Genomic DNA, 15,097 nt, shown 5'->3' on the forward strand with positions numbered 1-15,097 from the left:
ACGCCGTCCGCCCGCGTCAGGCGGCCTGCGGTTCCTGGCGGACGCGCGGCGCCCCGGCCGGTGCGTCGGCCGCGGCCGGCTGCCCGTCCGCGAGCGTCGCCCGGCGCAGGATGGCGTCGGCGGCGAGCAACGCGTCCTGGACCGTGCGGGTGGCGGTGCTGACGCACAAGGTGTACGTGACGTCTTCCAGCTGCCGCTGCAACTCGTAGGTGGAGGACTGCGAGTGGCGCAGCTGCACTTCGTTGTAACGGGTCAGCAGGGTACGGATTCTCTCCGGGCTCGGCACCAGCATGATCCACCCAATCGTCGCAGAAGCGGTTGCGAACTCCTCCTGCCCCGTACATGTTTCTCCATGCCCCCCCGATTTTCTCCTCATCCCGCACGCCACGGGCACACGGGCGGCGGCGCCGTGACGTCGCTTCGTGCCGGCCGGTGGTCCGGCCCCGTGCGCCTTCTCCGGCGCCGCGTCAGGACACGGTCAGCACGCCGTTCCGCTCCACGACGTCCAGCGACAGCGTGCGGTAGCCGACCGTCTCGAAGAGCACCGTCAGACGGCGGCCGTCCTGGCTCATCACCGAGCCGTCGCCCCACTGCCCGTGCCGGACGCGGGCGCCGGGCTGGAAGGGATGCGCGGCGGCGTCGGCGCCGGGCTCGTCCTGCGGGGCGACCGGGCCGCCGGTGCCTGCCAGCACCTCCACCGCCGCCTTCGCGGCGCCGTCGCGCGTCAGCTCGGCCGCCTCGCACCGGTCGCAGGAACCGCAGGACCCCTCGTCCTCCGCCTGCTGACCGAAGTAGCCGAGCAGGAAGCGGCGCCGGCAGCCGGTGTGCTCCGCGTAGCCGCGCATCATGTCGACCCGTGAACGCTCCAACTGCTGGTGCGCGTCGCCGAGTTCGACCGCCTTGCGGGCGGCCTCGGCCGCGTCGGCGGTTCCGGTGGTCTCCAGGTCCCCGGACTCCGTGGTACGCACCGCCTCGACCTGTTCCAGCAGATTGACGACGGCCGTCAGCCGGCTGGCCGTCAGCCCGGTCTCGTTGCGCAGATCGCTGGGCCGGACCGGACCCGTGTGCTCCTCCAGCGTGTCCGCGACCCGTGAGACGGTGTCCGGGTCGGGGCGGCCGGCGGCGAAGAACCGCTGCATGCCGAGGTCCTGCGCGCGGTACGCCAGGATCGCCCGAGCCGGTTGGCCGTCGCGTCCGGCCCGGCCTATCTCCTGGTAGTAGGCGTCCAGCGAGCCGGGCACCGAGGCGTGCAGCACGAACCGTACGTCCGGCTTGTCGATGCCCATCCCGAAGGCGGAGGTGGCCACCACGACGTCCAGCTCCCCGGCGAGGAAGCGGTCGTGGACCGCGCCGCGCTCCTTGGCGGGCAGACCCGCGTGGTACGCCGCCACGTCCAGCCCGAGGTCGTCGAGCTCACGGGCGTACTCCTCGGCCTCCTTGCGGGTCGCCGCGTAGACCAGTCCGGGCTTCGGCTCGGCGGCGGCCCGTTCGACCACCGCGCGGCGTTTGACCGCCGCCTTCTGGAAGGGAATCACCTCCAGGTGGATGTTGGGCCGGTCGAAGCCGGTGACCACCTCCCGCACGTCGCGCATGCCGAGCCGCTGGACGATGTCCGCGCGGACCGGGGCGGCGGCGCTCGCCGTGAGGGCGAGCACCGGCGGACGCCCGATCCGGTCGATGACCTGCCCCAGCCGGAGGTATTCGGGACGGAAGTCGTGGCCCCAGTTGGACACGCACTGCGCTTCGTCCACGACGAACAGCGCGGGACGCGCCGCCGCGAGCTGCTCGACCACCTCGTCCTTGGCGAGCTGCTCCGGGGCGAGGAAGACGAAGTCGACGTCCCCGTCGCTGATCCGGTCCCAGACCGCGTCGTTCTCGTCGCGGCTCTGGGTGGAGTTCACCGCCGCCGCGTCCGCCCCGGCCCGTCTCAGCAGGCCGCTCACCTGGTCCCGCTGGAGGGCGATGAGCGGGGAGACGACGACGGTGGGACCGGACAGCAGCACCCCGGGCACCTGGTACACCGCGGACTTCCCGGCGCCGGTCGGCATCACCACAAGGGTGTCGTGGCGTTCCATGACCGCCTTCATGGCCCGCAACTGCTCCGGCCGCAGGCGCTCCCATCCGAACACCTTGCGCGCACTGCGCTGCAGCCGACGGGACAACGCGCTGAAGGTGAACATGGTGCTCCTCGGGACGACGGGGATCGGGGCGGGCGGCCGATGTACCGCCCGGGTGACCTCCGACTACCCCGCGACCGCCGCCTCACCGCCCCGGACGTCTGCGTCCCGCCGGTCCGCCCGACGGGCTCGCGCCGTCACCGCGCGGGGGCGCCGACCGGTTCCCGGACCGGGACGCGACGATCGCCCGTGCCGGCGAGCCGGGCCCTGGCGCGGGCCACCAGCGCCTCCGGGGCGGGGTGCGCCTGGAGCGAGTTCAGGACCAGGACCCACCACTCGTCGAGCCGGGTGGCCCAGTCCCGGCGGTCCGTCACCTCGTCGTTGAGGGTGCACAGCCCGAAGAAGGAGCACACCAGGGTGGTCGCGGTACCCGCGGGTTCGACGCCGTCGGCGAGTTCGCCGCGGCCCCGGGCCTCGGCGAGGAGCCGGGTGGCCGCCACGGCCCAGGAGTCGAACGGGGTGGGCACGGCCGCGTCGATGGAGCGCCGCTCGGCCCAGAGCAGCGCCCCGGCCCGCGCCACCACGTCCTCGCGGAGGGCCTGCCCCACTCCGTAGCTGAGAGCGACCAGCCGCTCCAGCGGGGGGACGTCCCGCGCGGTGTAGGGGGCGGCGAGCTGGGGCCAGGTGGCGAACTGCGCGCGGACGACGGCGAGGGCGAGCTTCTCCTTGCTGGAGTAGTGGAAATAGATCGCACCGCTGGTCCGGCCGGAATGGTCGCTTATGTCATTGATGCTGGTGCCTGCGTACCCCCGCTCGACAAAGAGATGCGCCGCCGATTCCAGCAGCGCTTTACGGGTCGCCCGAGCCCTGTCTTGCACGTGTGTTCTACTTTCGATCAATTGCACTGCCACATGGCACCGAAGAAATCCGACGCCGGGGAAACGGGCGTTCGGAAAGCGGCGCGACGGGATTTTATTATCCTTCCACCGCGTGCGCGTGCGGGTGATTTCCGCGAACCTGTCGTACCTCTCCCCGCGGCCCCGGCACGCTTGACGGGGCGCCGTCCGCACCACGGCCCGGAACTTCGGAAAGCCGCTGGTCAACACAGTCGGGCCGATACGGTTCCCGTCCGCGGCCAATCGTTTCCGCGCCCTCGCCGCAGCGGTCCGCCGGGTCGCCGCACGGCCGGTAAGCACTCGAATCGGTGATTGCACGGCTCGGCGACCCCTGATTAACGTAATGAGCACGATGTTTTCGGGTTCCGGCCCGCGCACGGTGGAAATTCCTCCGCACGCCCGGATTCGACGCACATCGTCCGAACTCCGCGCCGGTACGCGGCGGCCCCCGCGGCACCGCGTCCTTCCCCGCATCGTGCTCACGCGCAGTTCCGCATGCCACTTCCGCACAAGGGGCCGCCCACCGGCCCCGCACGCGCCTGGCTATCCGTCGCACCGCACGGGTACGCGAACTCATCGAGAACGGCAGACACATGACCTCTCAGCCCCTTTTCACCTGGACCCCCTCCGCGATCGTCTTCGACTGCGACGGGACGCTGATGGACACCGAACGGCATTGGCAGGACGCCCGGAACCAGGTCTTCCACGGTTACGGGCTGCGTCCGACGCCCGGTTTCGCCGAACGGGCCAAGGGTGTGCACTACGTCGACTGCGGCGCGCTCATGGCCGAGGAGTCGGGAAAGCCGGAACTCGCCGAGGAGATGGCCGAAGGGCTGCTCGCCCGCTTCATGGCACTGGTCGACGAGAACCCGGTCACCATGCCGGGGGCGCCCGAACTGGTGCGGACGGCGGCCGGCCGGATGCCGCTCGCGGTGGCGAGCAACTGCCCGCTGGAGATGGTGGAGTCGTGCCTCGACCGGGCGGGGCTGCTGTCCTGCTTCAACCACGTCGTGGTGGCCGGCGGCGAGGTGCGACCGAAACCGGAACCGGACGTGTACGCCGTCGCCGCCCGGCTCTGCGGTGTCCCGCCGCAGGACGCGCTCGCCGTGGAGGACACCGCGGTGGGCGTCGCCTCCGCGCGCCGTGCGGGGCTGCGGGTGCTGGGCTCGGGGCCGCGTCCCGGCGGCTCCGGCGCGGACAGCGCCGATCTGTGGGTGGCGAGCCTGGCCGATCCTGCGGTGGCCGCCTGGGCCCGCACCCATGTGGGCGGAACGGTCGAGCGCCCGGAATGACCGGGCCGCCGGCTCTGCGCGCGGACGGTGGACGAGGGAAGGGGGACGACGGATGGCGAACGGCGGACGGCCGGCAGCCGCGCAGGAGCGGGCCGGCGACGGCGGGCCGGCCCGTGCGGCAGGCAGTCGGCGGAAGCGGCCGGAGGCGGGGGCGCAGGGGGAGGCGGGGAGGACGCGCCCGAACCGGCATGACGCGGGGGCTCGGGGCGAGGACCGGCGGGCAAGCGGGCAGGCCCGGAGCGGGCGCCGTACGGGGACCGGCTCCGGATCAGCGCAGGTGCGGAGCGACCTCGCGGACCGTGTCGGCGGCCGACGCGAAGAACAGGGCGATGCCCACCGCGCCCGGGTCCGGCACGCCGGTGACGCGCTCCCCCAGGTAGCTCGCCCGCCCCATCCGGGCGGACAGGTCGGCGGTGTCCCGCACGCCCTGCCAAGCCGCCTCCGCGGCCCGTTCCAGCGCCTGGTCGGCCGGGGTCCCGTCCGGTGCGGCGCGCAGCGCCTCGGCGGCGGGCGTCAAGGCGTCCACCAGCGTCTTGTCGCCGGGCGCCGCGTCACCCACCCGGCGGATCGCGGCGAGCCCCTCCTCCGTGCCCGTCGCCAGCGCGGCGGCGGTCAGGGCGGAGCCCGCCGACTCCGCGGTCCTGGCGAGCGCCTGGAACAGCAGTCCGAAGAGCGGCCCGCTGGTGCCGCCGATCTCGTCCAGGAAGGCGGCGGCCATGCTGCCGAGCGGTGCGGAAGGACCCCCGTCAGGGTTGCCGTCCGCGTCCAGCAGGCGTTCGCCCGCCTTCACGCCGGCGGTGAGGTTGACGCCGAAGTCACCGTCGCCCGCCTGCTGGTCGAGCGCGGTCAGCTCTGCCTCGGTGGCGTACGCGGTGGCGGCGAACCGCCGCATCCAGTCGCTCGTGGCCCGTCCGTCGAAAGCACCCGTGGTCATGACGTCGTCCTCCAGTGTGCGGGGGTTCCCCGGTCCGGTGCGGGGGGCGGTCACCACCGCAGGGCCGCCGTCCGGACCGGTGCGTCGTAGAAGGGCAGCATCGCGGGGTCGGCCACGAGGAGCGTGAGCGAGAAGCCGCGCATGTCGAGCGCGGTGACGTAGTCCCCGACGAGGTGCCGGGCGAGGTGGACGCCCCGGGCGTCGAGCACCCGGCCGAGCTCGCCGAAGATGCCGTAGAGCTCCAGCGAGGTCACCGCCCCCAGGCCGTTGACGAGCGCCAGCACGGGCTCGCCGGGCCCGGGACGCACCGCCGCCAGCAGGGCGTCCGTCATCTCCTCGACCAGGGCGGCCACCGGCTGCTGCGGCCGGGTGCGGTTCGCACGCTCGCCGTGGATGCCGACGCCGTACTCCAGTTCCCCGGCCGGGAGCGTGAAGGCGGGTTCGTCGGTGGTCGGGGCGGTGTGCGCGGCCGAGGCGACCGCCAGGGTCCGGCAGCGGCGCACCGCCGCCGCGCCGAGCTCGGCCAGTTCGGTGAGGCCCAGCCCGGTGTCCGCGGCACCGCCGAGGATCTTCTCCACCAGCAGGGTGCCACCGGTCCCGCGGCGGCCGGCGCCGACGGCCTCGGAGTCGGAGGCCAGGTCGTCGTCGACGAGGACCCGTGCGCAGGCCACGTCCTGGTGCGCGAGGCGCTCGGCCGCGATCCCGAAGTTGATCCGGTCACCCGTGTAGTTCTTGACGATGTGCAGCACGCCCTCGGGCCGGGCGACGGCGAGCGATGCCTGATAGATCTGCCGGTTGTGCGGGGAGGCGAAGACCCGTCCCGGACACGCGGCGTCGAGCATGCCGGCGCCGACGAAGCCCGCGTGCAGCGGTTCGTGTCCCGATCCTCCGCCCGAGAGAAGGCCGACCCGCCGGGCCGCCGCGGTGTGGCGGGCGACGAGTGAGCCGCTGTCCGCGTGGTGCTCGACCACATCGGCGTGCGCCCGGGCGAAGCCCGCGAGCGCGTCCGGAACCAGATCGTCGGTGCTGTTCTCGAAGTACCGGGCCATGCGCGCCGCCCTTCCGTCCCGGGGCCGCGGGCGGCCTGTTGACGCGTCCTGCGAAGAGGTCACTCCATGGTGAAGGGGCCGTGCGCCGGTGGCAACTCACGGGAACGGATCAGTTACTTTCGCACGCTCCCGCGACGAACTCCTGCACGGTCACCGCGGTCGCACCTCGACGCGGGACCGTGGCAGTCGTGTGAACCGCGCGGCGCCGCGCGACCCCTGGACACCCGGGCACCGGCGTGCTGTCATACCGCCGAGACCATTTTCCAACGTTGAAAGTCAGCCGTCGCGCCCCCCGGCCCCACGGCCGAGGGGCCCCGGGGCGATGGCCGGCACCGCATGCCCGACCGCCGCTGCGGCACGGGCCGCGGCACCGACGCCCCGGTCGGCGACGACGGCGCCCGCTTCGTGCGACTGGCCCGACACCAGCACCGACGACCACCTCCGGCAGTCGCTCCGACCCGTACGGCCCGCCCGCCCGCACGCCGAGAAGGAGTCAGACCGATGCATTCCGCACGCGTACCCGCACCGCGGTCCTGGTGGAGACGGCTGACCGCCTCCGCCGGCCTGCTCGCTCTCGTCGCCACCGCCCTGGTCGGGGCCGGCACCGCGCCCTCGCAGGCGGCCGTGACGGCGTGGACGCCGAAGCCCTCCCCCATGACCACCCCGTGGACGAACCAGGTCTCCGTCGACAACCCGCTGCCCGAGTACCCGCGCCCGCAGCTCACCCGCCCCGACTGGGCCAATCTCAACGGCATCTGGGACTTCGCGGTAACCGGCCGCGACGCCGGGCAACCCGCCGCTTTCTCCGAGCAGATCAGGGTGCCGTTCGCCGCCGAGTCCGCGCTCTCCGGCGTCAAGCGGAAGATCACCGAGAATGACAAGCTCTGGTACAAACGTGCGTTCACCGTACCGACGGGCTGGAACGGCCGTCGGACCGTACTGCACTTCGGCGCCTCCGACTGGCAGACCACCGTGTGGGTCAACGGCACCCGGGTCGGCGAGCACAAGGGCGGCTTCGACGCCTTCTCCTACGACATCACACCCCAGCTCAACGGCGGCGCCAACACCGTCGTCGTGTCCGTGTACGACCCGACCCAGACCGGCGGCCAGGCCGTGGGCAAGCAGCGGATCAACGAGGTCGACCCGCACTCCGGCGGCGGGATCTTCTACACCGCCGCCTCCGGCATCTGGCAGACCGTGTGGCTGGAGCCCGTCGCCGCGTCCCACATCACCCGCCTGGACATGACACCGAACCCGGGCGCCGGCGCCCTGCGGGTCAAGGTACAGGCCGCGGCCGGAAGCGGCCGGACCGCCCGGGTCACCGTCTCCACCGGCGGCACGGTGGTGGGCACGGCGACCGGCGCCCCCGGTGCGGACCTCTCCGTCCCCGTTCCCAACCCCCGGCTGTGGAGCCCTGACGACCCGTTCCTGTACGACGTACGCGCCGAACTCCTCGACGGAACCGCGGTGGTCGACTCCGCGGGCAGCTACGCCGGCATGCGGTCCATCGCCCTCGCCACGGTGGACAACATCCTGCGCCCCGTACTGAACGGGAAGTTCGTCTTCCAGACCGGCACCCTCGACCAGGGCTACTGGCCGGACGGCATCTACACCGCGCCGACCGACGCCGCGCTGAAGTCGGACCTCCAGGCCCACAAGGACCTCGGCTTCAACATGGTGCGCAAGCACATCAAGGTGGAGCCGCAGCGCTGGTTCTACTGGGCCGACAGGCTGGGGTTGCTCGTGTGGCAGGACATGCCGGCGATGGACACCGGCAAGACGCCCGCCGCGGCGGCCCGCACGCAGTGGGAAGCCGAGTACCGCTCGGTCATCGACCAGCACCGCAGCTCCCCCTCGCTGATCCTGTGGGTGAACCAGAACGAAGGCTGGGGCCAGTACGACCAGGCCAGGATCGCCGACGAGGTGAAGGCGTACGACCCGTCCCGGCTGGTGGACAACATGAGCGGGGTCAACTGCTGCGGAGCCGTCGACGGCGGCAACGGCGACGTGGTCGACAACCACGTCTACGTCGGACCGGGCAACACCGCGCCGACCGCCACCAGGGCGGCCGTCCTCGGCGAGTTCGGCGGGCTGGGGTACAAGGTCCCCGGTCACGAGTGGTATCCGGGAGGCGGCTTCAGCTACGAGGACCAGGCGGGCACCGCCGCTCTGAACAACCGGTTCGTGGGTCTGCTCGACGGCATCCGCGTGGGCCAGATGCCGGCCGGGCTGTCCGCCTCGGTCTACACGGAGATCACCGACGTGGAGAACGAGGCCAACGGCCTGCTCACCTACGACCGCCAGGTGGTCAAGGTCGACACCGCACGGGTCAAGGCCGCCAACCAGGCGCTGATCCAGGCGTCGAAGGACCGCGTACCGCCGGCCGCCCTGCCCACCGGCCAGTACACCTCGCTGCGGGTCACCACACCGGGACACACGAACAAGTACCTGCGTCACTCGCAGGGACTGGCCTACACGGCGGTCGTCGACGGTGCGAGCAGCGCGCTGCTGAAGAACGACGCGACCTGGAAGGTGGTGGCCGGTCTGGCCAACGGCACCTGCTACTCGTTCGCATCACGGAACTATCCGGGCGAGTTCCTGCGCCACCGCGACTTCCGGATCCGCCGCGACGCCGACGACGGCTCGGCCCTGTTCCGGGACGACGCCACCTGGTGCGCCGTCGCCGGTTCCGGCGGGGTCCGGCTGACCAGCGCCAACCTGCCGGGCAGCTACCTGCGCCACATCGACTCCGAGGTGTGGCTGGCCACCCCCGGCGGCGGTCACGCGTGGGACAACCCGGCGACGTTCACCGAGGACACCACGTGGTCGGTCGACGCGCCGTGGGCGCCCTGACGGACGATCGGGCGGAGCGGTGAGCCGATGACCGGACGGCCCGGCGGCCCGGTGGGGTCCGGTGGTCCCGGAGTCCGGTGGCGCGGACGCGGGGACGGTCCGGCAGCCTGACGATCCGGGGGGCTGACGAACCGGCGAGAGGGTGACCGGTTCGTCGGGATCTGCGGTCACCCGATGATCCCGACGAACCTGCCCGGTCCCGGTCCCGGGGGCGTGATGCGTCCTCCGCTTCCGGGGCCGAACCGCTCGGCGGAAGTGCGCGGCGGCGGGGCCGGGCGCCCGCCCGGGCCGAGGCGGAGAACGGCGCTACCCGGGAGGCGGAGTCACCGGAGAGACAGGGTCAGGCGGGCGGGACGTCCCCAGCGGTGCGCTCCAGGCGCGCCAGTTCGTCGCTCTCGATGCCCGCGGCCTCGGAGACCTCCTCCACGGGCTCGCCCTCACGGACGGCGGCGACCGCTTCGAGTTCGACATCATTGCGCGCCGCTTCCGCGGCGGCATCGGCGGTCCGCTGCCGCTGTGCGGCAAGCTCGACGGAGGAGATCGTGTCCATGCGCCCCATGGTTCCACATCGCCCGCCGCGCTTGCGCCGGGCACGCCCGATCCGCGCGGGCGGGTTCGTACCGGCCCCCGAGGACAACGAGGGCCCGTTCGGTGGGGCAACGGGCTACGGCGTCAGCACGAGGCGGCCGAAGACCTCGCCGTCGTCCATCCTCCTGTGGGCGCGCGCCGCTTCGTGCAGCGGCAGCACGTCGTGCACCACCGTCTCGATCTCGCCCCGGACAGCCGCGGCGAACTGCTCGGCGCGGACGGCGCGGAGCTCCTCCGGGGCGACGGTGGCGGCGCTGAAGGTCGCGAAGGACATCGACTTCTGGAACGCGGCCATCATCCGGGTGCCGAAGTCGGCGGGCGGCCGGCCGCCGACGGCGCCCACGGCGACCATCCGGCCGTTCGGGGCGAGCCGGTCGAAGAACGCCGACAGATCGGGGCCGGCCACGACGTCGATGATGACGTCGAACGTGGCGGGTGCGCCTTCCCCGCCTCCGCCTGCCCGGTCCAGCACGTGGGTCGCGCCGAGTCGGCGCAACTGCTCCCCACGGGCTGCCGATGAGGTCGTAACCGCCACCGCGGACGCGCCGGCCCGTACCGCGAGTTGCACGGTCATGATCCCGATGCTCCCGGCCGCCCCTCGCACCAGGACCGTCTCCCCCGGTGCGAGACGGGCGTGCCGCAGCCCGAAGTGGGCCACCGCGGCCGAGCTGCCGAGCGTCACCGCGTCCGTCGCGGACAGGGCGGGGGGCAGGGGGACGATGTCCATGACCCGGGCGCGTGCCTGCTCGACGTATCCGCCTCCGCTGCCGGTGAACGCCCACACCCGTCGGCCGATCCACGACGCGTCGACACCGTCACCGACCGCGGTCACGGTACCCGCCACCTCGCCGCCCGGGATGTGACCGGGACCGAACCCGTAGGCGGCCAGCGCGCCGCTCCGGATCAGGGCGTCGGCCCCGCCGACGCCGACCGCCTCGGTGGCGATCACCACCTGCCCGGCGGCGGGAACCGGTGCCGGGAGGTCGATCACGGCGAGCCCTTCGGGACCGCCGAACGTCTGGATCGCGATTGCCTTCACTGTCATCTCCACGTTCTTCCGTGCGGGTACGGCCAGGCGCCGCCGTCCTCGGTCGGCGCGCGCCGTCGTCGGTAAGCCGCCAGGGGCACCGCCGCCGTGGGCCGCCGGGACCGGGCTCGCGACCGGGGCGGCGGCTGCGGGGGCGGTTCGTCACCGGGCCGCGTCCGGTGCGCCCGGTGCTTTCAGGTGCGTTCGGTGCATCGGTGCATCCGGTGCTTCTGCGCGTGAGGCGCATCCGGCTCGCCCCGCCGTTCCGGACGTTAACGGACGCCCCCGTCCACTTGGCTAAAGTGAGAGTGGTGACCGCCTCTTTGCCTCAGCCCCTGCGCTCCGACGCCCTGGACAACCGCGAACGCATCCTGGACGCGGCCCGCGAGTTGTTCTCCGCCGACGGCCTGGACGTGCCGATGCGGGAGATCGCCCGGCGGGCGGGAGTGGGGCCGGCAACCCTGTACCGGCGCTTTCCGGCCAAGCAGGATCTGGTGACGGAGGCATTCGCGGACCAACTGCGCGCGTGCCGCAGGATCGTCGACGAGGGGTGCGCCGACGACGACCCGTGGCGGGGCCTGTGCGGGGTGATCGAACAGATCTGCGAGCTGCACGCGCGGGACCGGGGGTTCACCGAGGCCTTCATGTCGACGTTCCCGGGGACGACGGACATGGCCGAGGGGCGCACGTACACCTTGAAGGCGGTCGCCGGGCTGGCGGAGCGGGCCAAGGCCGCGCGGCGGCTGCGGGGCGACTTCGTCCTGGACGACCTGGTCATCATGATCATGGCCAATAAGGGGATCCGCGCCGCCTCGCCGGAGGCCCGGGTGCGGGCGTCCCGGCGGTTCGCCGGATACGTGATCCAGGCGTTCGCGGCCGGCCCCGTACGCGCGCCGCTCCCCCCGGCGACACGGCTCGCCGCCGGTGGACAGGACGACGGCCGGAAGGGGACGGACGAGCGGCACGGGGAGGACGCCCCGCCGTGAACGGCGCGTACACGGAAACCCGCCGGCACCGTGAGACGCACCCGGCACACCCTGGTGCGAGCCGGGCACCGGATCTCGCCACGAGGTTCGGGCATCGTCCGGGGAAGCGTCGTCCCGCGTCGACTCCGTGTGCGAGGGTCGGCGGCGTACGGAGCCCGATCCGCCGGAAGAAGGACACCATGCCCGCCTACGCCGTCGCACACCTGCGAGATGCCGCCCCGGCCCCCGACATCATCGAGTACATCGAGCGCGTCACCGCCACCTTCGAGCCGTTCGGCGGCCGTTTCCTCGTGCACGGCGCGCAGCACGAGGTCAAGGAGGGAAGCTGGCCCGGGCACCTCGTGGTGATCGGCTTCCCCGGCATCGCCGAGGCGCGGGCCTGGTGGGACTCCCCGCGTACCGGGAGATCGCCCCCCTGCGCTCACGGCACATCGAGGGCGACATCATCCTGGTCGAGGGCGTACCCGAGGACTACGACGCGACCGCCACCGCCCGCGCGATGCGCGAGGCCCTGCCGTCCCAGTAGGAGACGTCGGGGCCGGCGGCGCGTGACGGTCGCGGCGGCCAGGCCCCGTCATGGCCGCCGGCCACGGTCCGTGCCCCGCCTCACAGCCGCAGGTCGTGGCTGATCGGACCCGGTCCCGAGGTGTGCCGGACGGTCAGGAGTTCCGCGTGCGGGGTGTGGGACGCGGCCGACACGATCAGGGTGTGGTTGCCGGGCCGTACGCCGGTGACCCGGTAGCGCCCCGCCTGCACGGGACCCGCGGCGACGCGCTTGCCCCGCGCGTCGATCAGGGTCACCCAGCCGGCGCACCCGCCGGGGTGTTCGGCGCACCGGACACGTCCGGCGACGGTGGTTCCGCCGGACGGGACCGCGGCGGGGCGCACCGTGGCGGCGGACGTGGTGGCGGCGGAAGCGGTGGCGGGTCGCGCGGCGGCCGGGGGTGCGTCGTCCGGCCCGGCGGCCCGGACTTCGCCGGTGGCGGCGAGCACCGGTCCGGACGGAGCCGCGGGCGTGGGGACGGTGCCGCCGGTGGTGCTCCGGGGCTCCCGCCGGGTGGCCCAGTCGGCGACGAGCGCCCGGGTGCGGCGCTCCATCGGCGAGCTCGCCACCGGCTCCGAGGGGCTGGTCCGGACGGTCAGGCCGCGGCTCTCCGCGTACCCGGCGAGCGTCTCGTCCAGCGCGGCCAACTCCCGCAGGGCGGTACGTACGCGAGCCGCGCGGGGGCCGGGCGGCGCCATGGACAGTTCCGCCTTCAGCTCCTCGACCAGGGGACTGACCCGCTGCCAGCATCCTCCCGGGGTGGGCGCGGCGAGCGAACGGTCGAGGGCGCGGAGCGAGCCGGTCAGCGTGGTGGCGATGAGCGCGAACCGCTCGGCGAGGCGCGGCGCGAAATCGATGTCGATGTCGGCCGCCGCCGCGAGGGCCCGGGCGTGGCCCGTGGCGGCGGTGAGCAGCGCGGTGCGGTTGTCGGCTCCCCGTCCCCGTACACCGAGCGGCATCCGGACCAACGGGCGTGCCAGACTGACGACTTGGAACAGTGCCGAGTCTACCGCACGGGCTGCCCCACGGAGGCGGACCGGGGCGTCGGGGTCGTCCCAACGGGTGGCGAGCTGGATGACGAGGTCGTCCACGGCCGAGACGTACCCGCGCTCCGCCTCCCGCGTGATCCGACGGCTGGAGAGGGGGAAGATCAGTGCCGCGCAGGCGGTCGCGACGAGTATGCCGAGGCCGTTGTCGAGCAGCCGCTCGCCGAGCAGGTGGTCCATGGAGCCGTAGGGCGTGGTGAGCCCGTAGAGCTGCACCAGCGCGACGACCAGGCCGACGACCCAGATGGCGTACGCCCGTTGCATGCCCCAGGCGCCGAAGGCGAGGCCGGCCACGATGACGGCGAGCGTCCAGTGGACGTGGCCGGGTCCGACGAGGTGGAGCAGGAGGATGCCGAGTACGGCACCGGCCACCGTGCCGGCCATCCGGTGGCCGAACTTTCGCAGTCGCTCCTGAGTGGTGTTCGTGCCGAACAGGGTGATCATCACGCCGACCAGGCCCCAGTAGAAGCGCCCGGGATCGATGGCGTCGGTGATCGGGCAGACGATGGCGGCGGCGACGCCGGCGTGCAGCGGTACGCGTACGAACGGCACGGCGCGCCGCCAGCTCGTGCCGGTGCGTTCCGCGAGGACACGCTGGGTCGCGGCGGCGGAACCGGCCGGCAGATTGCGTTCGAGCGCCACGGTCGGCTGGAAGGGGACCTTGGCCGGGGCCGACGGCGAGCTCCAGCCCAGCGACAGCCAGTGCGCGAGTGAGCCGGCCAGGGAATCGAGGAGGTCGGCCACACGGTGCGCGAGTTCGGCGGTCTCCGCGTGGCCTCCGCCGCGGGGGTGTTGCCCCACCCGGTCTGCGCGTCGGCGGATGAGTTCGGCGGCGGGGCGCAGGCCCTGCGCGCTGTCGAGCGGGGTGTCCCGTGCGACGACGAGCCCGACGGCCAGCGCCTGGCGCAGGGGCGGCGGCACGTCGAGGGCCGTCAGCTCCTGCACCGCCCGGCCGATTCCGCGCAGGGCCAGTTCGGCGTCGAAGAGGTGGCGGTGGAGCAGCTCGGCCATGTCGGGGTCGGCGGCGACCTCGGGCTGGGCGAGCCGGCCGTCGATGGTGACGGTGGTGATGTTGAGACGTCGCAGGGAACGCGCCATCCTGCGCACGGCCCGCCGTTGGTCCGCGTCGGGGTCGAGCGCGTCGACGGCGGCGTCCGCCACCCGGCGCGCCTCCACCACGAAGGCCCGCTGGGTGCGCAGCAGGTCCTCGCGCGGCATCGGGTAGCACAGCAGCAGCCGGGTGAGCAGTACCGCCACGGCGGAGACCAACGCGATCGCGAACGCCTTGCCGACGAGCGGCGCGGGGATGTTGGCCATCATGCCGACCATCAGGCCGTTGAACAGCATCATGCCGGTGAGCAGCGCGAGTTGACCGAAGCGGGCGAGGAAGAAGGTGAACGCCAGGGCCACGACCATGAGGCTGATCTCCAGCACCCTGTCGCCGTGCAGTTCGGCCGCCACCCACAGAACGGCGGCATAGGGGAAGGGCATCCACAGGATCGCGCGGGCGAGCCGCTGCCAGGTGTTCTCGGCCACGGCGAAGGCGCTCATCAGGCCCATCATTCCGCCGACCATCATGCCGATCATGGCGGGCACGTCGAGGGCCGACGCCGCCACGTAGCCGACGGCGAGGGAGGTCACCATCGCGACGAGGGTGCGCCACCCCGCCTGCAGTTGCCCCAGGCCCGGGTCGGCGGCGAGCACCCAGTCCCACCGCCTGCGGGGTCCGCCCACCCGGCGCGGCGCAACGGCCCGGCGGAGGCCG

The 15,097-nt window shown here is 73.2% G+C and carries 11 protein-coding genes and 1 pseudogene; 4 read left to right on the top strand and 8 right to left on the bottom strand.

Going from position 1 to position 15,097, the window contains the following annotated elements; genetic code table 11:
• Positions 1–16: 16 nt before the first annotated feature.
• The 3 genes from Q0994_RS09855 to Q0994_RS09865 form a co-directional block, all read right to left on the bottom strand.
• Positions 17–292 carry a DUF5133 domain-containing protein gene (locus Q0994_RS09855; RefSeq protein ID WP_299531716.1) on the bottom strand — a complete coding sequence of 92 codons (276 nt, stop codon included), beginning with the start codon at positions 290–292 and terminating at the stop codon, positions 17–19.
• Positions 293–467: 175 nt separating this feature from the next.
• A complete protein-coding gene (locus Q0994_RS09860) occupies positions 468–2,180 on the bottom strand; it encodes a RecQ family ATP-dependent DNA helicase (protein ID WP_299531718.1) in 1,713 nt (570 codons plus the stop codon).
• A gap of 134 nt (positions 2,181–2,314) precedes the next feature.
• A complete protein-coding gene (locus tag Q0994_RS09865) occupies positions 2,315–2,995 on the bottom strand; it encodes a ScbR family autoregulator-binding transcription factor (protein ID WP_299531721.1) in 681 nt (226 codons plus the stop codon).
• Between the two features lie 611 nt (positions 2,996–3,606).
• Between Q0994_RS09865 and Q0994_RS09870 the strand changes: the two genes are divergently transcribed.
• A complete protein-coding gene (locus Q0994_RS09870; protein ID WP_299531724.1) occupies positions 3,607–4,305 on the top strand; it encodes an HAD family phosphatase in 699 nt (232 codons plus the stop codon).
• Positions 4,306–4,573: 268 nt separating this feature from the next.
• Here Q0994_RS09870 and dhaL read toward each other — a convergent pair whose 3' ends face one another.
• Both dhaL and Q0994_RS09880 read right to left on the bottom strand, forming a co-directional pair.
• Positions 4,574–5,239, bottom strand: a complete 666-nt coding sequence (gene dhaL, locus Q0994_RS09875; RefSeq protein WP_299531727.1) for a dihydroxyacetone kinase subunit DhaL — start codon at positions 5,237–5,239, stop codon at positions 4,574–4,576.
• A 50-nt stretch (positions 5,240–5,289) separates the two neighbouring features.
• Positions 5,290–6,288 (bottom strand): dihydroxyacetone kinase subunit DhaK, encoded by a 999-nt coding sequence (locus Q0994_RS09880; RefSeq protein ID WP_299531729.1) that lies wholly within the window; start codon positions 6,286–6,288, stop codon positions 5,290–5,292.
• Positions 6,289–6,789: 501 nt separating this feature from the next.
• Here Q0994_RS09880 and Q0994_RS09885 point away from each other — a divergent pair.
• Positions 6,790–9,141 (top strand): AbfB domain-containing protein, encoded by a 2,352-nt coding sequence (locus tag Q0994_RS09885; protein ID WP_299531731.1) that lies wholly within the window; start codon positions 6,790–6,792, stop codon positions 9,139–9,141.
• Between the two features lie 340 nt (positions 9,142–9,481).
• Here Q0994_RS09885 and Q0994_RS09890 read toward each other — a convergent pair whose 3' ends face one another.
• Together Q0994_RS09890 and Q0994_RS09895 are read right to left on the bottom strand one after the other, a co-directional pair.
• The gene (locus tag Q0994_RS09890) at positions 9,482–9,691 is read right to left on the bottom strand and encodes a hypothetical protein (RefSeq protein WP_299531733.1); all 210 of its coding nucleotides are present in this window, start codon (positions 9,689–9,691) and stop codon (positions 9,482–9,484) included.
• A 114-nt stretch (positions 9,692–9,805) separates the two neighbouring features.
• The gene (locus Q0994_RS09895; RefSeq protein WP_299532138.1) at positions 9,806–10,768 is read right to left on the bottom strand and encodes a zinc-binding dehydrogenase; all 963 of its coding nucleotides are present in this window, start codon (positions 10,766–10,768) and stop codon (positions 9,806–9,808) included.
• Positions 10,769–11,067: 299 nt separating this feature from the next.
• Between Q0994_RS09895 and Q0994_RS09900 the strand changes: the two genes are divergently transcribed.
• On the top strand, positions 11,068–11,742 hold the full coding sequence (locus tag Q0994_RS09900) for a TetR/AcrR family transcriptional regulator (RefSeq protein ID WP_299531736.1): 675 nt from the start codon (positions 11,068–11,070) through the stop codon (positions 11,740–11,742).
• A gap of 179 nt (positions 11,743–11,921) precedes the next feature.
• A pseudogene (locus Q0994_RS09905) lies at positions 11,922–12,268 on the top strand (DUF1330 domain-containing protein).
• A gap of 80 nt (positions 12,269–12,348) precedes the next feature.
• On the opposite strand, the gene Q0994_RS09910 reads toward Q0994_RS09905, so the two are convergent.
• Positions 12,349–15,036 (bottom strand): FUSC family protein, encoded by a 2,688-nt coding sequence (locus tag Q0994_RS09910; RefSeq protein WP_299531738.1) that lies wholly within the window; start codon positions 15,034–15,036, stop codon positions 12,349–12,351.
• Positions 15,037–15,097: the final 61 nt, after the last annotated feature.

Source organism: uncultured Streptomyces sp. (assembly GCF_947488945.1).
GTDB lineage: Bacteria > Actinomycetota > Actinomycetes > Streptomycetales > Streptomycetaceae > Streptomyces.